Source organism: Bacillus sp. sid0103 (genome assembly GCF_019219025.1).
In genome coordinates, this window is sequence record NZ_JAHUWN010000001.1 from 305,830 (window position 1) to 326,128 (window position 20,299).

A 20,299-nucleotide genomic window follows, 5' to 3' on the forward strand; every position below is an offset into this window, starting at 1 on the left:
ATCATTATTATTTAGATGACTGGATTGTTAATACGTCTTTCTTCTCCATTAAAATCTCCATAAGGTGCCCGACCTGCTCGTCTGCCGTTCCTTCGAGTCTTTTACCGCCCTCTGGACGTGGTGGTGTAAACATCTTCCCGACAATTGTTGGTGAACCTTTAAGTCCAAGCTGTGAACGGTCTACATTTTCTAAATCACTTACCGCCCATATAACAGGTTCGTACCTTGCTGCTTGAATCATGTTTGTCATTGGTGAATAATCTATCTCATTAATTTCTTTTTCAACTGTTAATAAGCAAGGAAGTTCGGATTGAATTAATTCATAGCCGTTGGATAATTTTCGTTTAATTAGAACGGTCTTTTCTTTCTGATTAACTTCCGAAACTTCAATCACATTTGTTATTGGCGGAATATCCATTCTTCGTGCAATTCCAGGTCCAACTTGTCCTGTATCACCATCTATTGCGTGCTTCCCACAAATAATCATATCTACTGGGTGTTCATTATTGATTTTTTCTAATGCTTTTGAAAGGGCATAACTAGTTGCTAATGTATCCGCTCCTGCAAAGGCACGGTCAGAAATTAAATAACCTTTATCTGCACCTATTTCTACGCTCTTCTTAATAACAGCAGTCGCTTGCGGCGGTCCCATTGATAAAACTGAAATGGTACCTCCAGTATTTTCCTTGATTTTCACCGCCTCCTGAACTGCATGGGCATCGTAGGGGTTTAAAATGGCAGGTGCACTTCGTCGGTCGAGTGTGTTTGTTTTAGGATTAATTTTAATAATTTTTGTATCGGGTACTTGTTTGACACATACGACAATATGCATGTAGGACTTTCCCTCCTCCATATGATCTGAGATTATTGAAAGCATTTGCTTCCTTATGGTTTAAAAATGCTTTTATTAACGATATATGAATCGCAACAGAAGCATAGTACCAAACAATGATAGTTTTCTAATTTTCTTACTGGATTTTACTTAAACTAGCGATGATTTAAAAGATTTCAAACAAAGATTTATGCAGTTTCTTATGAGGTGGTATAAAAGTAAATTTTTTGAAGTTATTACAAGTTGTGGTAAAATATGAAGTTAATCGTGATATAAATATTTGATAAATAGTACTAATATAACTATATGAAATATTTAGATATAAACAATGATAAAAATCACAGTTCATGTCTAATTTTGTAGATGTTTTGATTGATGATCGGATATGGAAGGAAATGTGTGATGACTGAGGTTATTTTTGGCAGTGTACTTTCGGCGTTATCTACTGGAGCAGGAGCACTAATTATTCTATTTATTCAATATTCTATTACACATCGCTGGAAGGATGTATTATTAGCTTTTAGCGCTGGTATTATGATGGCTGCGTCTACGGTCTACGATAGGTTTGATCCCTGAAGCTTTGAAATATGGAGGATTTGGAGCACTTTTTGTCGGAGTATGTCTAGGGGTATGGACGCTGACTCTATTAGAAAAAAATATACCCCATATTGACTTACAGCATAACAAAACTGGAATTCAATTTGACGACAAGGCTCTATTAATTATTTCAGCGATTACTCTACATAATATTCCAGAGGGGTTGTCTGTTGGTGTCAGCTATGCCTCGCAACAAGACGATACGGGGAATTTAATCGCTTTGGCAATTGGATTTCAAAATGCGCCGGAAGGCCTCCTTGTCGCATTATTCTTAATTAATCAACGGATAAGTAAGTTGAAGGCCTTCATTATCGCGACCTTAACAGGGGCGATTGAAATCGTAACTTCATTATTAGGGTATTTTTTGACCTCGTTTGTTCAAGGTCTTGTACCATATGGGCTATCCTTTGCTGCCGGCGCGATGTTATTTATCATTTATAAGGAATTAATACCTGAAAGCCACGGTGACGGAAATGAGCGGGTTTCTACCTATGCCTTTATCTTGGGGTTGTTGGTAATGGTATACATATTTGATTTTTTTTCATAATATGATCATTTAACGGAGTGTATTGCACAACAATCTTTTCGATTGGTTGTTGTTTAAACCAATACCTTTGGCCATATCATAGTCATTTGTTTAAATGCAAATTTGATTTCATCAGTTGGCCTAGAGGATGCTTCCATGGCCTTTTGATATTCATTTATTAATTCATCCAGCTCTTGGCTATACTTTATCGTAACTTCACTTGTGAATCCAAGTGAATATGCACTATTTATCATTAGTTCCCTTTTAACCTTAATCTCTTCAATCATTTCAATATGGTCAATCTGATGCTCGGACACTGTTATCCCCCTACCTATTACTCTATTACAGTAAAACACTAAAAATTTGACTACTTGATGAATTATGACAAGAATTTTGGTAAAAGTAAACAGATTCGCAAAAGTAGACAAAACATCCTAATTCTTTCGTTTTTCGACAAATTCTTCGATTTATTTCTGGTTTTTGCGACAAAATACTCCTTTTTACAAATCCTACTTTCTACTCTTTCATCAATTAATAAAATAGGAATTATAAAAACTGGCATACAGATAACTACAGCCAGTTTTTCCTCTATTATTGATGAATCTCTAATTTTTCATAAATCGGTACCCATCCTTCAGTTGTAACAAAAATCCTAACGGCGACCACTTTTCGATCTTCTTCCAATGTAAAATAGTGCCGTGTATTCTCAGGTACAGAGATTAAGTCGCCTGGATTTAGATGTACTTCAAAGAACTCACCATCTTTGCCTTGGATCACAAATACACCATGACCACTGACAATAAACCGAACTTCATCATCTGTATGATGATGTTCATTTTTAAAGTTTGTTAGTAAGACATCCAAATTCGGAGTATGTTCTGACAAGGAAATGACATCCTGTGCTTTGTAACCCCGTCTAGCAGAGATGTCAGCAATTTCTTCAGCAAACGTACCTAGAATTTGCTCTTTTTCTTCTTCGCTTAAAAGATACTTTTCTACAAGATCACTAGGGAGTTTGCTAATATCCCAATTTTCATAAATCACTTCCTGTGATTCAAGGTAACTTGCTACCTCTTCTTGTTCATGAATTTGCTCTTCTTTATTTTGAAATGTAATATATGCCATTTCGAATCTTCCTTTCTATTTTTTAATTAGTTGGCTCTGTTAAACTGGCCTGTTGATCTCCGCTCCAGGCGCTTCGCTTTCCGCGGGCGGTCCGGGGAGCCTCCTCGTCGCTGCGCTCCTGCGGGGTCTCCCCTGCCCCGTCCTCCCGCAGGAGTCTTCGCGCCTTCCACTCCAATCAACAGGGTACCAAATTAAAAATGAGTTTAAACATAGCCAATTAGTTAAACTACTTAAATTAATTGATATGGCTTGTGTTCTAATAACCTTAATTGATAACGAAATAAAAATTCTGATGCTTCGAGGATTTTTTTAGCTTCAAAGGCTGTTTTACCCCACACCGTGATTCCGTGGTTACGAATTAAGACAGCACCGGTATCTCCTGAAATATGTTCAGATAATTCAGTTGCAAGAGTCGGAATATGTGCATAATTTCGAATAATCGGTATTTTTAATACAGCGTCCTCTTCCCACATATCAAATGCCTTGATTAGTTCTTGTCCCTTGAATGTCACCTCACCATGATCACCATATACTTCTGAAATCACATTATTATCAATGGTATGAACATGGAGACTGCAGCCAGCCTGTGTTTTCCGATAAATTTCAACATGGAGAAGTGTCTCTGCTGAAGGTTTTAAATGTGTTTCTTCAACCGGGTGACCAAATTCATCAACAAGTAAAAAATCTTCATCTGTACGTTTACGCTTATCCTTCCCACTAGCGGTTACCAAGAATTGAAGGGGATGATCATTTACTTTAATCGCCAGATTCCCGCTCGTGCCCATAAACCAGTCTCGGTCAGCAAGTTCATCCTTTACATCGGCTAATTCTTTCCATCTGTCCTTTAGCATTTTAGTCCTCCCACCTCAATTCTATTTTTAATTTCCTCGATACATTCGAAGAACGAACTAAACCCACGGTGATTAATTCCCCATTCCAAGCATTTTTCTAGAAGCAAATCTCTTGCTAACACCAAGTCGGCATGTTTTGCTGCCTCAAGATCAGTAACTGAGTCTCCAATGACAATTTTGAAGTTGTCGGAACCCTGAGTTAATTTCCGAATAATGCTAGGCTTACAGCAGCCACAATCATTGTCACATAATGAATCACATTGGTTCGGCCAGAGAATTTTTATGCGCTCGCTTGAAAAGTCTGATTCGTTGCAATAAATACCATCAAATGGCCCAAATTTCTCTAATATCGGATAAACAAAAAAGTCAATTCCACCGCTAACAATATAGATTGGTATACCTTCAGTTCGCGTAAATTCTACAAATTCTTGAAATCCCGGACGAATTTTTGCATGTTCAATCGCAAATGCAGTTAATTCTTCCTTCCTATTACTAGGTAATAAGGAGAATAACTTTCCTACTCCCTCATTAATCGAAATCTGGCTGGCTAAAATTTGATCTTTAATGAGTTCCCATCCGTGAGGAGCAAATTCCTCCATCATTTTAATGATGTTATCACTTTCCGTTACCGTTCCATCAAAATCACAAAAAATTACAGGTTTTGTCATGCCGTAACCTCGGCATTCCCCCATAGCTGTAATGCAACTTTAAGCTCAGGATTGTTTTTTGCACCTTCTACCAATAACTTGCCTTGAAGATTGGTCTCTATGGCTTGTCGGAATGCAAGGCCACCGCCACGGGCCCCATCTGGATGACCATGTACTCCACCGCCTGCATTAATAACAGAATCGATACCAAAATCACGTATTAATAAAGGAACTAAGCCAGGATGAATTCCTGCTGATGGAACTGGGAAAGATCTTTTAAAGCTATCAGCAACTGTTAATTCATTGGCAATGGAGAGTGCTGTTGTTTTTTCCAATGCCACGGTCCCATATGGGGATGGGAATAATGATAAATCTGCACCCGCATAACGGAGAAGTTTGCCAAGCAATAATGAATGGGAAAAACCATACACAGGAGAAGAAGTAAATGCACCACTAACTGCTGGATGAGCCATAAGCGGCAAAGCAATCTCCTTATCCTCTCTTAATTCCTGCAAAACATCTAACCCATAAGAAAAAACATTAAATAATAGGAGGTCTGCACCTAGTTCAGCAGCCTTTCTTGCTTTTTCCTTCAACTGTGATGTTCTCCCTGTTAGGTTAACTGCATATAAAGTGCGATGTCCTGTTTCTTCATAGACTTCTTGCAATCCTTTTTTTCCTTCAACAATTCTTTTTTCAAATGGTGTTAATTCATTTTCAAATAGGATTTCATCATCCTTCACCAAATCAACACCACCGAGTGCTTGATGTTTTAACTGCTCTACCAAAAACGTAAGGTCCTTTCCAAGCACACCTTTAAAGATACTCATTAATAGTGGTCGATTATAGACATTTAATTTCTCTCGAATACCCTGAATCCCGAATCTTGGGCCTGGGAACTGACTCTTTAATCCCTCATCAAATTGCAAATCGAGTAATTTAATTTTTCCATCCAAAGAAAGCTTTCCGAAAACGGTGGTCAAGATGGCAGGAAGGTCATTAGAGAAATTAATCGTAGGATAGGCGATTTGGATTTGTGAAAGGTCCTCTTTTTCTGAAGGAATCGCTGCGACCGAAACGACTCTGCCTTTATGCTTACGTAATTGGCTTTGCTCTAACTCAGGCAAATTTGTCCATGAACCGACCGTTAATCCAAGAGCAATTTCTTCAGCCTTCTTGGTTGGGCTCTTTTCATTATGAAGTAGATAGGTAGCGATAATTTCAGTCATTTTAGATACACGTCCTTTTAATCAAACATAAAAAACCTCTTCACCAAAGAAGAGGTTAGCTGCAAACTAACATCTTCTCATCTTTCAGCCTAGTTGCTGCAAGAATTAGCACCGTGCTTAAAATTGGGTTTAAGTCGGTTGCCGGGCTTCATTGGGCTTTTCCCTCCGCCTGCTCTTGATAAGAAAACGATTCGTATTTTATTAAGTTCATAATCCTGTTCAACTTTAATTTGCATTATCGCAAGAAATAAATAAAATGTCAATCTATTTAACTGGCTAATCAGAATTTTTAACAAAATTCTGAACGCATAAGTGCAACTACTCCTCTGCCTTCACCCTAAGGGACTCGCCAGTCGGAGAGTTTTCTTTAAATATTTCCAAACGACTAATTCTTTCGACGGCTTCGGCTAACCGTTGTTCTGATGAAAGTAACCCTACCCGAACATACCCCTCACCAAATTCACCAAATCCAATTCCAGGGGCAACCATTATATGGGCCTGTTCAAGGAGAATATTAGCAAATTCCGCAGAGGAAAACCCTTCAGGAACCTTTAGCCACGCGAAAAAAGATCCCTTTGGTGCGCTGACATTCCAGCCTAAAGATCGAAGCCCATCAATCAGAACATTCCTTCTTCGTTCATAAAGTATGTTTAGTTCTTTTACACAATCCTGAGGTCCTGTTAGGGCCTCTCTAGCTGCTTCTTGAACGGCCCCAAATAAACTAACATACAAATGGTCCTGTAAAAGTTCTATAGCGGAAACGACGCTCTCATTCCCAATCGCAAAACCCACACGCCAGCCTGCCATGTTATAGGTTTTAGACAAGGTATAAATTTCAATTCCAACGTCCTTTGCCCCTGGAACTTGTAAAAAGCTTAATGGTTTTTCTCCGTCAAAACCAACGGCCCCATAGGCAAAATCGTGGACAATACAAATGTCATTATCATTCGCAAGTTTTACAGTTTCTTCAAAAAATTCACTTGTCGCTACAGCGCCAGTTGGATTATTAGGATAATTAAGAAACATTAGCTTTGCTTTAGCTAAGACATTCTCATCTAATTCGTTATAATCAGGCAAAAAGTTTTTCTGCTCTCTAAGCGGCATCGTAACCATTTCTGCTTTAGCAAGTGCAACTCCAGACCAATAATCCGGATAGCCCGGATCGGGCACGAGGATGGTATCTCCAGGATTTAATAAGCACTGTGGAATTTCAACTAGTCCTGCTTTCCCGCCAAACAAAATAGCCACTTCTTTATTTGGATCAATAGTAACTCCATATTCTCTTAAATAAAAATCTGCCACAGCCTGTTTTAAATAACTGTACCCCTGAAAAGGAGAATATTTGTGGTTTATAGGATTTTCTGCTGCTTCCTGAAGTTTGGCAACGATATGAGCGGGCGTTGGCTGATCTGGATTGCCCTGCCCTAAATTTATCACATCATAACCTTGTGAAATATATTCCCCGACTTTTTTAACAAGGGAAGCAAAAAACTGCTTCGGGAGACTGTTTAATAATTGTGATGGTGGAAATTGCTTCATGGTTCTCACCTGCTTTAATGATTTATATAATGTTTTTTCATTGTGAAATTCTAGTCACAAATGATATAACTTTTATAACAGCTTGTAAAGAAAAAATTCCGAAAGTTCAAATGAGGTGAAAATTTGTGAAATTGAAAATATCATGTTTACAAATGGATATCGCCTTTGGTGATCCAAATAAAAATTATCAATCAGCCGAAAGACTCATTGAAAAAGCCCTAGATAATCGACCAAATGTTATTGTACTTCCAGAGCTGTGGACGACGGGGTATGATCTAACCCGTCTTAATGAAATTGCAGACGATCATGCCCTTCAAACCATTGAATTTCTACAAAAAGCGGCCAAAAAATACCAAGTTCATTTCGTCGGTGGATCGGTAGCTAACCGTGAAAAAAATGGTGTAAAAAACACCCTGCTTATCATCAATAAGGAAGGCAAACTCGTCCACAAGTATAGTAAGCTTCACCTGTTTAAGCTTATGGATGAGCATCTTTATTTAGAAGCAGGGTCCCAAAAAGGACTTTTTGAAATTGAAAATAATAAATTTGCCGGATCAATCTGTTATGACATCCGTTTTCCTGAGTGGATACGTGCACATTCAGCTGAAGGTGCTGAAGCATTGTTTGTGGTAGCGGAGTGGCCAGCTCCACGATTGTCGCATTGGAGAGCACTATTAATTGCACGAGCAATTGAAAATCAATGTTACGTAATCGCCTGTAATCGTTCTGGTCAAGACCCAAATAATCATTTCGCAGGGCACTCGATGATTATTGATCCTTGGGGAGAGGTTATAGCAGAGGCGGGTAATAACCAAGAAATCTTGACAGCAGAAATTGAGATGGATTTAGTCAAGGAGATTCGCAGCCAAATTCCTATTTTTACAGATCGAAAACCAGAATACTATAAGTAATTTTTAAAAAAATAATTTTCAAAAAATATTGACAATATTATTTTGTTACTGATATGATTTTTACCAGTTAAATAGATTTTCTCTTATCACGAGCTGGCTGAGGGATTTGGCCCTTTGAAGCCCAGCAACCGACCGGAAACCCATTGAATGGGGCGCTTTTTGCGCAGGGGATCCCCCTTTAAAGGCACGGTGCTAATTCCAACAGAAGGATTATCTTTCTGAGAGATAAGAGGTGCGACAGACAATATTGTCTTTCAGCCTCTTTCAGATGAGAAAGAGGCTTTTTTAGTGCCTTCACGCGCAATTAAGCCTCCAAAAACTAGGAGGAACCATTATGAGTCTACTAAAACACAAAACATACCAGCCTTTAACAAACGAGAGTGCTGTTGAACTTGCACTTGAATTAAATATTTTTGCCGGGCAAGCTAAGCTAGACTGCAAGGAAATTGGCGACGGCAATCTCAATCTTGTTTTTCATATTGTGGATGAGTGGGAAGGAAAAGGTATTATAATTAAACAAGCTCTCCCTTATGCAAAAGTAGTAGGTGAAAGCTGGCCATTAACACTGAAAAGGGCAAAGATTGAAGCAGATGCCTTAAAAATATTCGGACAAATCGCTCCAGAATATGTACCTGAAGTTTATTTCACCGATGATGTGCTTGCTGTAACGGTAATGGAGGACCTTTCCCATCTTTTAATCGCAAGGACTGGATTTAACAACGGGGAAACCTATCCATTGATTTCCAAGCATCTTGGTGAATATCTTGCCAAGACATTATTTTGCACTTCTGATTACGGATTAACCCCAGGTGTAAAAAAAGAATATGTCCAACAGTTTATCAATCCCGAGCTTTGCAAAATTACGGAAGATTTAATCTTCACCGACCCTTATTTTGATGCAGATACAAATGAATTTGAAGAACGTCTCCGTCCTGCTGTCGAAGCGCTTTGGCAGGATAATGAACTAAAATTTCATGTCAATGTTTTGAAGAAAAGCTTTTTAACAGAGGCTGAAGCCCTCCTTCATGGTGATCTCCATACAGGAAGTGTGTTTGCAGGTCTATCCGAAACTAAAGTAATCGACCCTGAATTTGCTTTCTATGGACCTGCCGGCTTCGATATTGGTCAAGTATTTGGGAATCTTCTCTTCCAAGTCATTGTGAACAATGAAAAACGCAATCTTTTTATCAATCATATTGAAACGGTTTGGAACGGATTTGAAGAGCAATATACACTCCTCTGGAGAACAGAAAATAAAGAGGCAGCTTCCATAACTTTTACATTTTTAAACTATCATTTAAGAAAAATATTTGAAGACTCCCTTGGCTTTGCTGGATGTGAATTAATCAGAAGAACCATTGGACTGGCACATGTTACTGATTTAGATGGGATTGAGGATGAGAAATCCAGAATAGCCGCAAAACAGAAAACGATTGAACTTGGAAAAATCCTAATTAAACAACGAAAAGAAATCAATAACCTTACAGCCTTTATTAAAACAATAAAAGAATTGGATTGATAAGAGAAAAGCAATCCACTTTTGGATTGCTTTTCTAGTCAATTTTTGCCCACATTTCTTCTGGATTTAGTTCATAAATACCATTTTCGCGAAACATGTAGTGATTAATGATAAATTCTCTGCGAATGGTTGCATAATCATCATGGTATTGTTTGATAAACTCATTTATCTGTTTTTCTTCGTACTTTTCACCAATTTTTAAGCCGCGTAACATGTGTTCGAATACAATTAATTTCTTCTTCCGTTGTGCTGGAATATTTTTTAGTTTCCCATTTTTCGTAAAGAAATTTTCGATTATTTTTTGTCTCTCGAGACTGGACTCGACCATTACATCCAACTCCTCACTCTTTTTTTCTAACAACTCTGTAAACACCTTTGCCTGCTGGTTGATCAGCGATTCATTTAGGTAAAAGTAGATGGTGTTCTTGACTCTTCTGTCATACACTACATGGATTTCCCGTAATTTTTTTAAATGATGAGTGATGGTTGGGGCAGACAAACCGAGCTTCCCAGCAATCGCCTGTCCATGGAGTGGACCTTTTGCCAATATAGAGACAATCCTAATTCTTGTTGGGTCCCCCATTGTTTTATAAAAAGCAACCACTTTATCTAACTGGATCAATGTACAACCTCTCCCTCACGTTATTCGATATTCATCTAATTAGATATATATCAAATTAGTTAAACGATGTCAATAACTAGCAAAAAAACACTTCCCCAAAAGGAAGTGTTTGACTTTTTTTATTTACAACAATGGATTTTCATCTTTTGCTTTAAGACGCTGCCATCTTTTCTCCACTTCAGCTTCAAACTCGTCTAACATCGGCTTATTCTCTTCTTTTAGAAGGTGTTTTGTTTTACCCATGTATTTTAACCAATCCGAAAGCGGAATGCGTTTGTTCTTCTCCTCTGGATTGTATGTTATGGTAGTAACACCCTGCTCCACTTCATAAAGCGGGAAGAAGCAAGAATTAACTGCAGCTTCAATAATAGTGGTGCCGAACCGGTCATCAGATTTCCAGTTAAGCGGGCATGTAATGAGAAGTTTCCCATATACTGTTCCGACATTTTGTGCATACCACTGTGCCTTAGCACCCTTTTTAACTAAGTCCTGCGGGAAGGCTTCAGACCCTGTAAACACATATGGAATATTAGTTGATGCCATAATTTGTGCTGTATCTTTATGATGGAAAGCCTTACCGCGCTGTGTTTTTCCCACTCCGGAAGTACTTGTCATGTGACCAATTGGAGTGGAATAGGACATTTGTGAACCAGTATTCATGTAACCTTCATTATCGTATTCAAGCATAATTAGCTTATGACCACGAAGCGCTGTTCCGATAGCTGATCCCATTCCAATGTCCATTCCGCCATCACCCGTAATCAATACAAATGTAGCATCATCTGATACCTGAATTTCGCCACGGCGTTTTAATTCCATGAACGCTTCAACAGTACCAGAAAGTGTCGCGGCACCGTTTTGGAATAAATTGTGCATCATCGTTTGCTTATGGGATGTGCTTGGATAGGATGTTGTCGTTACATACGCACAGCCTGTTTGGAATAGTGTAACAATGTCTCCCTCAATTCCTTTAAAGAACAACTCAAGCCCAGCAAAAATTCCGCAGCCAGGACAAGCCCCGTGACCTGATGCAATTCGCTTTGGTTTACCAGTTAATGCCCGCAGCGGTGGGATTTTCACCTTTAATTTATTGGTTTCTTCATCCATTTTCACATCAATTAATCCGCTTTTATAGACATCACCATGCTGTGGCAAAATGACTGGCTTAAGAATTTTCTCAGGATTTCCTGGGATGTGACCATAGTAATCAAATGGCTTTTCGGCGAAGCCTTTTTCCATTGTATCTAGTGCCATATCAAAGAAAGCCTGTGCATCACTTGCATAGAAATCCTTACCGCCTAAACCAAATACGCGGCTCATGACGATTGTCTTGTTGTCTTTGTCGTCTTGTAGTGCAGATTTAACCTCATGAGTGAGGTTAGGTCCATTGGCTCCATATGAATCCGCACGTTCCCCAACTAATAGTGATTTTACATTCTTAAGAGCTTCGCGAATTTCCTTGGCAGGGAATGGACGAATAATATTCGGACTGATAACACCTGCCTTTATTCCTTGTGCACGAAGTTGATCGACAACATCTTTAGCAGATTCTGCAGCAGAGTTTAATAGAAAAAGTGCTACTTCTGCATCTTCCATTTTATATAAATCTAGTACTGGATATTCTCTTCCGGAGAGCTTAGCATATTCTTCCGCTACCTCTTTAAATACCTCACCAGCATTGTACATCGCTTCTGACTGTTGGAAGTGATTGTTGAGGAAATCATCCCCGCTCATATGTGCGCCAATCGTAACTGGTTTCCTCAAATCCCTAACAAAGTTGTAATCTGTTGGACATTCACCAACAAATTGCTGGACAACCCTGCGATCTTTGAAAAATTCAACGCGACGCTTTTGATGAGATGTAAAGAATCCATCATAAGCAACAATAACTGGTAAACGAACCTTAGAATGTTCTGCAATTTTTAACGCCATAATATTCATATCATAAACAGCCTGTGGTGTTTTTGCCGTTAATATTACCCAGCCGGTATTTAATGCATAATACAAGTCAGAATGATCACCGCGAATATCTAGTGGACCACTGACAGCTCGAGTAACAAGATTCATAACCATAGGAAAACGAGTTCCTGATGTACTGGCATTTGTTCAAGCATATATAAGAAGCCATTTGCACTGGTTGCATTAATTACGCGCGCACCAGTTGCCGCTGCACCATAGCAAATACCTGCTGAACCGTGCTCACCATCTGCAGGAATCAACTTAATATCATGTTCTCCACGTGTTTTCATTTGATCTAAAAATTGTGCAACCTCAGTCGAAGGAGTAATTGGGAAGTATCCCATAATATGATAATTGATTTGTGCTGCAGCCATTGCAGCCATTTCATTTCCTGATTCAAATGTTGAAATTTGTTCTGCCGTATCTTTTGATATTAATTTATCTTCTAAAATAGCCATTATTGGACCCCTCCTGCAATATAAGGAAAGTTTTGCTTAACACGGTGGTCATCTGCATACCCAAGTAGTTCACGAAGATCACCAAGTGCATCAGTTGGGCAGGCTTCCACGCATTTTAGGCAGCCTTTACAGTATTGATAATCAATACCTTGAAGGAACATTTGTTTTCTGCCACGCTTATCTTCTCCTTCTTTCCATACGAAACAAAAGTCAGGACAAACATTGTCACAATTTGCACAGTGGATGCATTTGTCTTGTTGGAACTCTGGAAGGAATCCTTGGCGTGAACCGCTTAAATCTTTAAAAATACTATTGGCTTGAGAAGCCATAACTCCACCGATCTCCTGAGTCATGTATCCAAGCAGTGGCAATGATCGTGTAAAGGCTTTCCCTTCGGCTCCAGCTGGCACTTCGTATGTTTTAAATTGAACTTCATTATAACCGCGGTCAAAGGTACGGATATTGGGTTCCACAAGATGAGGGTATTTCTTTGTAAACGTTTTACGAATTACATCTCTCATTGATTCTGGGTCTAAAAAATCACAAATTCGGTATAACGCCCCAAGCATCGCAGTATTTACTTTGGTTTTTTCCTCGACAGCAATGGTTAAGGCATCAATTATCGCAAGTGTACCGTATTCTAATTGCAAATCTGTTTTAACTTCATCAAATTCCCTGGCTGTATTTACCAGGACAATCCCATCAGCATTCAAACCGCTAACAACATTAACAGTCCTATATAAAGCTTCATGAAAAACACCAACAATATGTGGTTGTTCAATAGGACTATGATCTCTAATTTCAACGTCTGGTTCACAAAAACGGATAAAGCTTTTTACGGGAGACCCTTTTTTTTCAGACCCATAAGATGAAAAATTTGATCCTTTTAAGCCAAGACTTAAAACGCCAGCTTCCGCCAACATTTTTCCAGCTAGGTTAGCTCCGAGGCCTCCAATTGACTCTAGACGGATTTCAAAAAATCCCAGTTCGTTTTTATTCGGTAAAATAGACATAATGCCCCTCCTCAATTTAGAAAAGCGGAAGCGCTCTAGGCGCTGCAGCCAGACATTTCGTAAAAATAATATACGAAATAGACATATAATTTTAACTTCCCCACAACTATTGTAAGACTAATATTTTTATTAATCTGTGATAAAAGTCAAACACAATAAAAAAAATTTTATAACACATAAAATTTATAATGAATAAATGCTACTATATATGATTTTCAAGATGGTTAGTAATTATATAACAGAACCGAAATTGTCATATAACAGAACTCTATAAAAAAGGTCTGCACCTATTTATGGTACAGACCTCTTAAAATATTTATAAATCATCAATGACAATATACGAAGCTTTTACGGGTCCGTGAACCCCAACGACAAGATTTAATTCAATATCTGCCGAATTACTAGGCCCAGTAATAAAGTTGATGCATGAAGCAACATGACTCGTTTTCTTGTGAATTTCCCGCATTTTTTGAGCAGCTTGAGTAATACGCGGAACTAAAGTACTTTTCGGAATAAGAGCAATATATGTTGCAGGTAAAAAGCTGACTGTTCTTCCTTTATTCTCATCGCTAAACAAAACAACCGTTCCGGATTCTGCAAGTGTTATTTCACTAATGGTTATCCCGACATTTGCCTTTTCAGCTTTAGCGATGTTTTGTTCCCCGCTACTGTGATTCCATTCGTGAACCTCAATCTTCTGATCAGGCCATTCCTTCTTAAAAAGTGGATCCAACCCCCACTCTGAAAATCGTTCATCCTTCCATGTTACAATAGGACCTCCGCCATAATCTGTAACTACCTCATGTAGCGTGGATGATAAATCTTTACTGTTCGTTACGTAGAGGTTTGTATGAATTTTCTTACATTGTTCTGTTAATACCTCTAACAAATCGTCTTGTGTAGCATCTTTCAACACCTCATATTGGGGCTGGAATTTCCAGGTCGGTCTTTCAACCGGAGAGGAAATGCGGGGACGTCCCAGACGGCTCGCAATTTGGTTTAGAAATTTATCTTGATTGTGAATCATCCCAACCATGATTATTTGCCTCCTTTTTCACGGTTTTTAAACCAATCTCTGAATCGCTCTTTATTTGGTGCAGGAAAATCACGGATATCTGTCCAAGCCTTTAACGGACCTGGTCCCTTTGAAATCTTCTCTCCAACTGTAAAAGGATTCATTGCAGCTGGTGCCATCTTAGAGCCTATATTGTACAAGACTGGAGATGCCGCCCCTAATCCAAACGCCTTCATTAATAGTTTTTCGGATATTGGTGCTTTACCCTCTTTTTCGACAATGACTTCCCGGTGTTTATGAAGAAGATTATGTAACGGTATTTTGACTGGACATACTTCTGTGCAAGCACCACATAGGGTTGAAGCGTAAGGCAGTTCTTTAAATTCGTCGTATCCTCCTAATAATGGAGACAGGACTGCGCCGATTGGACCAGAATAAATAGAACCATATGAATGTCCGCCTACATGACGATAAACTGGACATACATTTATACATGCAGCACAACGGATACACTGCAATACAGATTGGAATTCTCCGCCCAGAATCTTAGATCTTCCATTATCAACAATAACAAGGTGAAATTCCTCGGGACCGTCGACGTCTAATGCCTCTCTTGGACCTGTTAATACTGTAATATAGCTGGTTAATTTCTGACCTACCGCACTTCTAGTTAGTAAACTAACTAAGACCTCCATCTCTTCAAAAGTAGGGACCAGTCGCTCCATCCCCATAACTGTTATTTGTGTTTTAGGTAAAGCTGTAACTAAATCAGCATTTCCTTCGTTTGTTACGAGACTAAAAGATCCTGTCTCTGCTATTGCAAAATTACAGCCAGTAATTCCGATGTCCGCTGATAAGTATTCCTTGCGAAGCATTTCACGTGCATGCCAAGCTAATTCTTCCGGTTTTGATGTTTTGGTGTAACCTAACCTCTCCGTAAACACGTCCCGAATTTGCTCTTTATTTTTATGGAGTGCCGGTACAACTATATGCGATGGCGGATCATGATCATCAATTTGAAGGATGTATTCGCCAAGATCGGTTTCAATCACCTCACAGCCTTCTTGTTCCAACATTGCATTTAAACTGATTTCTTCTGTAACCATCGATTTAGATTTAACAATTTTCTTTGCTTCCTTCTTTTTTACAATTCCTTGTATATACTCATTTGCTTCTTCCTTTGTTTGTGCAAAGAATACATGGCCACCGAGTTTGGCAACATTCTCACTTAATTGCTCTAAATAATAGTCTAAGTTTTCTAGTACATGTTGACGAATTTCTTCTCCATGTGAGCGCCATTCTTCCCAATTTCCTAATTCCTCAGTGGCAACTCGCCTTTTTATGCCCATTCCATCCTGTGCTCCAGCAACGGCACCTCGCATGAAGTCATTATGTATCCCTTTATCAACACGTTCTTTAAATTGATCCGTGCTAATCTTCATCGCCATACAACCATTCCTCCACTCTTTTAGATTAGGCTGTGTTAAGGTTGCCTGTTGATTTCCGCTCCAATCAAATTGGTTTCAAAAATCACAATGATCTTTTACACAGCATCAGATTCATAACTTGTTTATAAAAAAATCACCGACTGTTTAGTACTTCTGCAATATGCATCACCTTAATGGGCTTTCCAATTCTATTGATTCGTCCTCCGATATTCATCAAGCATGCAGCATCGGCCCCAATAAGATACTTAGCACCAGTTTCTTCCACATGGCGGACTTTTTCATCCACCATTTGCTCTGAAATTTGGGCCATTTTAACTGCAAAGGTGCCCCCAAAACCACAGCATTGTTCCTTCCCAGGTAATTCAGTGAACGTAAGACCTTTAACATTACTTAATAGAATCATAGGTGCTTTCTTAACACCTAGTAATCTTGTCATGTGACAGGAGGTATGGTACGTTACACTACCTTCAAAACGAGCACCAACATCCTCAATTTTCAAGACGTCAACAATAAATTGTGTGAGTTCAAATGACTTTTCAGCCAATTTTTTTGCCTTTGGTTCCCAAACAGGATCTCCCTTAAAGATGTGCTGATATTCGTGAAACATCGTTATGCAAGAGCCTGAAGGTGAAACAACATACTCGGCATCTATAAATGTGTCAATCATTCGTTTCATTGCTTCTTTTGTTTCTTTAACATACCCGCTATTATATGATGGTTGACCACAACATACTTGCGATTCAGGAAAGTCAATTTCACAACCAAGCCTTTCAAGTAGTTCGACCGTCGCTTTCCCCACATTACTTTGAAACATATCTACAATACAAGTTGCAAACAGGGTAACCTTCATGTCTGACTTCCTCTCCTACATCAAATTTTCACCAACAGACAGATGAACCGGTCATCTGATGACTTAATGAAAAAAATATTTTTTATACCTATCATACTACAATAAAAGTGGTTCCTAATGAAAGTGCTTCCACAAAAAAATATTAAATAATTCCTATGTTAAAGGTTATTATTGATATTTTAGTCATGTTGATTGGAGCGGAAGGCGCGAGACTCCTGCGGGAGTACGGGAGAGGGGAGACCCCGCAGGCGCTTCAGCGCCGAGGAGGCTCCCCGAACCGCCCGCGGAAATCAACAGGCAAGATTATCACAGCCTATCTAATAAAAAAACATGCGGATCCAAAAGAGATTGGAACTACATGTTTATGACATCCATTTGATTATATTAAATTATTTAGATAAATGAGCAGATTGAAAATACTGTTGCAGTATATCCTCAACATTTTCTAAGTGAACAAGCATTAAATTCCGAGCTTTTTCTTCATCTTGCTCTTTAATGGCTTGATAAATATCCTTGTGTTCTTCATACAGTCGTTCAACCGTGGTTTGCTTTGAAAAGAGCCAAACACGTCGTGTTTCTTTCATCGTTTCTCCCATTAAACCTGAAACATGATTCATCAAGCTTAGTAAAAGAGGGTTTTGCGCTGCATCGGCAAGGGCAAAATGAAATTGTAAGTCTGCTATTTCACCGAGTGTTTCATCCCCTTGGGCACTCTTCATTTCTTCGAGAGCCTTCTCCATCATTTCAAGATGCTGACTCGTTCTTTTTTTAGCAGCCGCAGCCGCGGTACCAATTTCAATAATCTTACGAACCTCTAATAGTTGAGCGAAATCCTCTTTATTCAATAAAATGGCAGTTGATAGTGGAAAAGTAATTTGCTCAGTTCCAAATTCCTTTACGAATGTACCTTCCCCTTGCTTCATTTCAACGAGACCCATTGCTCTCAATGAGGTTAACGCTTCACGGATCGCTGACCTCCCCACTTGGAAATTTTCAGCCAGCTGTTGTACTGAATCTAGTTTTTCCCCAGGTTTTACCTGACCCGTTCGAATCATTTCATAAATAGCCTCTGCTACTTCTTCATATATCTTCTTTGGTTTAATTTTTTTATATTTCACCCATCCAGCCCCTAACAAGCATTTCTTAAAACGGACGCACTTTATATTATACAGTTTTTATAAAAATCTGCATCAAACATCAGCAATATCATAAAAAATAGTATTTCGTCATCTTTAATATGGAAAGATTATTTAGTTGAATTGATAAAATTTTTAAAAAATAGGATTGTTTTTCTTCCAAATCATCCATATAATTCATTTTAGCACCATCAAACATCCAGTCATCTGATGACCTAGTCACCATTTGTAAGCGGTTACTCTAGTGAAGGAGGGCAGACATTATTACTAGGGAAAAAATCTAAAAAAGCTAATTCGGGGGGATTAAGCTATTATGACATTTACTCAAAATTTTACCGCAGTGGGAGATAATCTCGCACTATCCGCTGTTGTTGCACTTATTCCAATTCTTTACTTTTTCTGGGCCTTAGCTATTAAAAGGATGAAAGGCTATCTTGCTGGAATATCGACACTCGCTATCGCCTTAGTGATTGCAATATTTGCCTATAAAATGCCTGCAGGTATGGCATTTATGTCCGCATCACAAGGTGCTGTATACGGAATTCTTCCAATCGGCTGGATCATCATTACTTCCGTATTCTTATATAAACTTACCGTAAAAACAGGTCAGTTTGATATTATTCGTAACTCTGTATTATCTATCACAGAGGATCGCCGATTACAAGCATTATTGGTAGCATTTTCTTTCGGAGCCTTCCTTGAAGGCGCTGCAGGTTTCGGTGCACCGGTAGCCATTTCCGCTGCTTTACTAGTTGGACTAGGATTTAATCCTTTATATGCTGCGGGTCTATGCTTAATTGCAAACACTGCACCAGTAGCGTTCGGAGCAATTGGGATTCCTATCATTGCAGTAGAAGGTCCAACTGGAATTCCAGCAATGGAAATCTCCAAAATGGTTGGTCGCCAATTACCGTTTCTATCTGTCTTTATTCCATTCTATTTAGTATTTATTATGGCAGGATTAAAAAAAACCATGGAGGTATTACCTGCTGTTCTAGTATCAGGAATTACCTTTGCACTTACACAATATATAACTTCTAACTTTATTGGCCCTGAACTTCCGGATATCCTTTCTGCACTTGTTTCGTTATTCGCACTAGCTATTTTCTTAAAGTTCTGGAAGCCAAAAACTATTTTCCGTTTTGCGGCAGAGCAAGAACTTGCCGTTACTTCTACAGCTAAACAATTAAAAACTAAACAAGTTCATTATACAGGTGGAGAAATTTTCAAGGCATGGTCTCCGTTCCTTGTATTAACAGGCATTATATCTGTTTGGGGAATACCTACTATTAAACTTGCCTTAACAGGACATTATGAGGGCGCAAACGCTATTTTAAATGCAATTAATTCAATCGGTCATGCAGTAACATTAATGCCTGAAGTGCCTCTCTTGAACAATAAAATAGTGAACGCTGCGGGTGTTCCGACTCCAGCTGTTTACAAACTTGAATTACTCGGCGCTGCTGGAACTGCAATTTTAATTGCAGCATTTATTACAAAATTCATTTTCGGCATCTCTTGGAAAAATTGGGTTGTAACTTTTTGGGAAACCATCAATGAGTTAAAATATCCAGTAATTACAATTGGTTCCGTGGTTGGTTTTGCATATGTAACGAATGCTTCTGGTATGAGCACCACTCTTGGTATGTCTCTAGCAAAAACTGGTTCAGTATTGTTCCCATTCTTCTCGCCTTTCCTTGGCTGGCTTGGAGTATTCATTACTGGTTCTGATACATCAGCTAACCTATTATTCGGGAACCTGCAAAAAATTACAGCAACTTCAATCGGAATGGACCCAGTACTTGCAATTGCAGCCAACTCTTCAGGTGGTGTAACAGGGAAAATGATATCACCGCAATCAATTGCAGTGGCCTGTGCAGCTGTAGGATTAGCAGGAAAAGAATCCGATTTATTCCGTTTCACCATTAAACATAGCTTTTTCCTGGTCATCATTGTCGGAATACTCACCTTCTTACAAAACGGTGTTTTATCTTGGATGATTCCTTAATTGAACATACACGA

Annotated in this window: 18 protein-coding genes, 2 pseudogenes and 2 riboswitches; of the genes and pseudogenes, 5 read left to right on the forward strand and 15 right to left on the reverse strand. The window is 38.8% G+C overall.

The window, feature by feature from the left end:
- Positions 1-7: 7 nt before the first annotated feature.
- Positions 8-832 (reverse strand): electron transfer flavoprotein subunit beta/FixA family protein, encoded by an 825-nt coding sequence (locus KW850_RS01510; protein ID WP_218345810.1) that lies wholly within the window; start codon positions 830-832, stop codon positions 8-10.
- 402 nt (positions 833-1,234) lie between these two features.
- Between KW850_RS01510 and KW850_RS01515 the strand changes: the two are divergent.
- Positions 1,235-1,976 (forward strand): annotated as a pseudogene (locus KW850_RS01515) (ZIP family metal transporter).
- 53 nt (positions 1,977-2,029) lie between these two features.
- Here KW850_RS01515 and KW850_RS01520 read toward each other — a convergent pair.
- From KW850_RS01520 to KW850_RS01550, 7 genes are all read right to left on the reverse strand, one after another.
- Positions 2,030-2,272 carry a Spo0E family sporulation regulatory protein-aspartic acid phosphatase gene (locus tag KW850_RS01520; protein ID WP_308128736.1) on the reverse strand — a complete coding sequence of 81 codons (243 nt, stop codon included), beginning with the start codon at positions 2,270-2,272 and terminating at the stop codon, positions 2,030-2,032.
- Positions 2,273-2,546: 274 nt separating this feature from the next.
- On the reverse strand, positions 2,547-3,080 hold the full coding sequence (locus tag KW850_RS01525; protein WP_218345811.1) for a 1,2-dihydroxy-3-keto-5-methylthiopentene dioxygenase: 534 nt from the start codon (positions 3,078-3,080) through the stop codon (positions 2,547-2,549).
- A 26-nt stretch (positions 3,081-3,106) separates the two neighbouring features.
- Complete coding sequence (locus tag KW850_RS01530) at positions 3,107-3,259, reverse strand: hypothetical protein (RefSeq protein ID WP_218345944.1); 153 nt, start codon at positions 3,257-3,259, stop codon at positions 3,107-3,109.
- Positions 3,260-3,310: 51 nt separating this feature from the next.
- On the reverse strand, positions 3,311-3,931 hold the full coding sequence (locus KW850_RS01535; RefSeq protein ID WP_218345812.1) for a methylthioribulose 1-phosphate dehydratase: 621 nt from the start codon (positions 3,929-3,931) through the stop codon (positions 3,311-3,313).
- Entirely contained in the window at positions 3,925-4,599 is a 675-nt protein-coding gene (locus KW850_RS01540) for a 2-hydroxy-3-keto-5-methylthiopentenyl-1-phosphate phosphatase (protein ID WP_218345813.1), read from the reverse strand. Before KW850_RS01540 ends, KW850_RS01535 begins: the two co-directional genes overlap by 7 nt.
- Positions 4,596-5,807, reverse strand: coding sequence for a 2,3-diketo-5-methylthiopentyl-1-phosphate enolase (gene mtnW / locus KW850_RS01545; protein ID WP_218345814.1), 1,212 nt, complete (start codon positions 5,805-5,807; stop codon positions 4,596-4,598). The genes KW850_RS01540 and mtnW overlap by 4 nt, the downstream gene beginning before the upstream one ends.
- A gap of 74 nt (positions 5,808-5,881) precedes the next feature.
- Positions 5,882-5,992: riboswitch (SAM riboswitch) on the reverse strand.
- Between the two features lie 133 nt (positions 5,993-6,125).
- Entirely contained in the window at positions 6,126-7,346 is a 1,221-nt protein-coding gene (locus KW850_RS01550) for a pyridoxal phosphate-dependent aminotransferase (RefSeq protein ID WP_218345815.1), read from the reverse strand.
- Between the two features lie 125 nt (positions 7,347-7,471).
- Between KW850_RS01550 and KW850_RS01555 the strand changes: the two genes are divergently transcribed.
- Both KW850_RS01555 and mtnK read left to right on the forward strand, forming a co-directional pair.
- Positions 7,472-8,257 (forward strand): carbon-nitrogen family hydrolase, encoded by a 786-nt coding sequence (locus tag KW850_RS01555; RefSeq protein WP_218345816.1) that lies wholly within the window; start codon positions 7,472-7,474, stop codon positions 8,255-8,257.
- An 80-nt stretch (positions 8,258-8,337) separates the two neighbouring features.
- A riboswitch (SAM riboswitch) is annotated at positions 8,338-8,489 on the forward strand.
- Positions 8,490-8,591: 102 nt separating this feature from the next.
- Positions 8,592-9,776, forward strand: a complete 1,185-nt coding sequence (gene mtnK / locus KW850_RS01560; RefSeq protein ID WP_218345817.1) for an S-methyl-5-thioribose kinase — start codon at positions 8,592-8,594, stop codon at positions 9,774-9,776.
- A gap of 34 nt (positions 9,777-9,810) precedes the next feature.
- Here the strand turns inward: mtnK and KW850_RS01565 are convergent, their stop codons facing one another.
- The 6 genes and pseudogenes from KW850_RS01565 to KW850_RS01590 form a co-directional block, all read right to left on the reverse strand.
- Positions 9,811-10,395 carry a DUF2087 domain-containing protein gene (locus KW850_RS01565; protein ID WP_218345932.1) on the reverse strand — a complete coding sequence of 195 codons (585 nt, stop codon included), beginning with the start codon at positions 10,393-10,395 and terminating at the stop codon, positions 9,811-9,813.
- A gap of 126 nt (positions 10,396-10,521) precedes the next feature.
- Positions 10,522-12,815 (reverse strand): annotated as a pseudogene (locus KW850_RS01570) (thiamine pyrophosphate-dependent enzyme).
- Positions 12,815-13,828, reverse strand: coding sequence for a 2-oxoacid:acceptor oxidoreductase family protein (locus KW850_RS01575; protein WP_218345818.1), 1,014 nt, complete (start codon positions 13,826-13,828; stop codon positions 12,815-12,817). Before KW850_RS01575 ends, KW850_RS01570 begins: the two are co-directional and overlap by 1 nt.
- Positions 13,829-14,144: 316 nt before the next feature.
- On the reverse strand, positions 14,145-14,864 hold the full coding sequence (locus KW850_RS01580; RefSeq protein WP_256358013.1) for a LutC/YkgG family protein: 720 nt from the start codon (positions 14,862-14,864) through the stop codon (positions 14,145-14,147).
- A gap of 2 nt (positions 14,865-14,866) precedes the next feature.
- Positions 14,867-16,291 (reverse strand): LutB/LldF family L-lactate oxidation iron-sulfur protein, encoded by a 1,425-nt coding sequence (locus KW850_RS01585; protein ID WP_218345819.1) that lies wholly within the window; start codon positions 16,289-16,291, stop codon positions 14,867-14,869.
- 133 nt (positions 16,292-16,424) lie between these two features.
- A complete protein-coding gene (locus tag KW850_RS01590; protein WP_218345820.1) occupies positions 16,425-17,141 on the reverse strand; it encodes a (Fe-S)-binding protein in 717 nt (238 codons plus the stop codon).
- 155 nt (positions 17,142-17,296) lie between these two features.
- Here KW850_RS01590 and KW850_RS01595 point away from each other — a divergent pair, with 155 nt between their 5' ends.
- The gene (locus KW850_RS01595; protein WP_218345821.1) at positions 17,297-17,509 is read left to right on the forward strand and encodes a hypothetical protein; all 213 of its coding nucleotides are present in this window, start codon (positions 17,297-17,299) and stop codon (positions 17,507-17,509) included.
- A 21-nt stretch (positions 17,510-17,530) separates the two neighbouring features.
- Here KW850_RS01595 and KW850_RS01600 read toward each other — a convergent pair whose 3' ends face one another.
- Positions 17,531-18,259 (reverse strand): FadR/GntR family transcriptional regulator, encoded by a 729-nt coding sequence (locus tag KW850_RS01600; protein WP_218345822.1) that lies wholly within the window; start codon positions 18,257-18,259, stop codon positions 17,531-17,533.
- A gap of 331 nt (positions 18,260-18,590) precedes the next feature.
- On the opposite strand from KW850_RS01600, the gene KW850_RS01605 reads away from it, so the two are divergent.
- Positions 18,591-20,285 (forward strand): L-lactate permease, encoded by a 1,695-nt coding sequence (locus KW850_RS01605; RefSeq protein WP_218345823.1) that lies wholly within the window; start codon positions 18,591-18,593, stop codon positions 20,283-20,285.
- The last annotated feature ends 14 nt before the right edge of the window (positions 20,286-20,299 follow it).

Excerpts from the sequence above, each read along its gene's own strand:
- KW850_RS01590 (WP_218345820.1), bottom strand. The coding sequence starts at position 17,141 with ATGAAGGTTACCCTGTTTGCAACTTGTATTGTAGATATGTTTCAAAGT.
- KW850_RS01575 (WP_218345818.1), bottom strand. The coding sequence starts at position 13,828 with ATGTCTATTTTACCGAATAAAAACGAACTGGGATTTTTTGAAATCCGT.
- KW850_RS01510 (WP_218345810.1), bottom strand. The coding sequence starts at position 832 with ATGCATATTGTCGTATGTGTCAAACAAGTACCCGATACAAAAATTATT.
- KW850_RS01535 (WP_218345812.1), bottom strand. The coding sequence starts at position 3,931 with ATGCTAAAGGACAGATGGAAAGAATTAGCCGATGTAAAGGATGAACTT.
- mtnK (WP_218345817.1), top strand. The coding sequence starts at position 8,592 with ATGAGTCTACTAAAACACAAAACATACCAGCCTTTAACAAACGAGAGT.
- KW850_RS01550 (WP_218345815.1), bottom strand. The coding sequence starts at position 7,346 with ATGAAGCAATTTCCACCATCACAATTATTAAACAGTCTCCCGAAGCAG.
- KW850_RS01585 (WP_218345819.1), bottom strand. The coding sequence starts at position 16,291 with ATGGCGATGAAGATTAGCACGGATCAATTTAAAGAACGTGTTGATAAA.
- KW850_RS01605 (WP_218345823.1), top strand. The coding sequence starts at position 18,591 with ATGACATTTACTCAAAATTTTACCGCAGTGGGAGATAATCTCGCACTA.
- KW850_RS01540 (WP_218345813.1), bottom strand. The coding sequence starts at position 4,599 with ATGACAAAACCTGTAATTTTTTGTGATTTTGATGGAACGGTAACGGAA.
- KW850_RS01580 (WP_256358013.1), bottom strand. The coding sequence starts at position 14,864 with ATGGTTGGGATGATTCACAATCAAGATAAATTTCTAAACCAAATTGCG.
- KW850_RS01525 (WP_218345811.1), bottom strand. The coding sequence starts at position 3,080 with ATGGCATATATTACATTTCAAAATAAAGAAGAGCAAATTCATGAACAA.
- KW850_RS01595 (WP_218345821.1), top strand. The coding sequence starts at position 17,297 with ATGTTAAAGGTTATTATTGATATTTTAGTCATGTTGATTGGAGCGGAA.
- mtnW (WP_218345814.1), bottom strand. The coding sequence starts at position 5,807 with ATGACTGAAATTATCGCTACCTATCTACTTCATAATGAAAAGAGCCCA.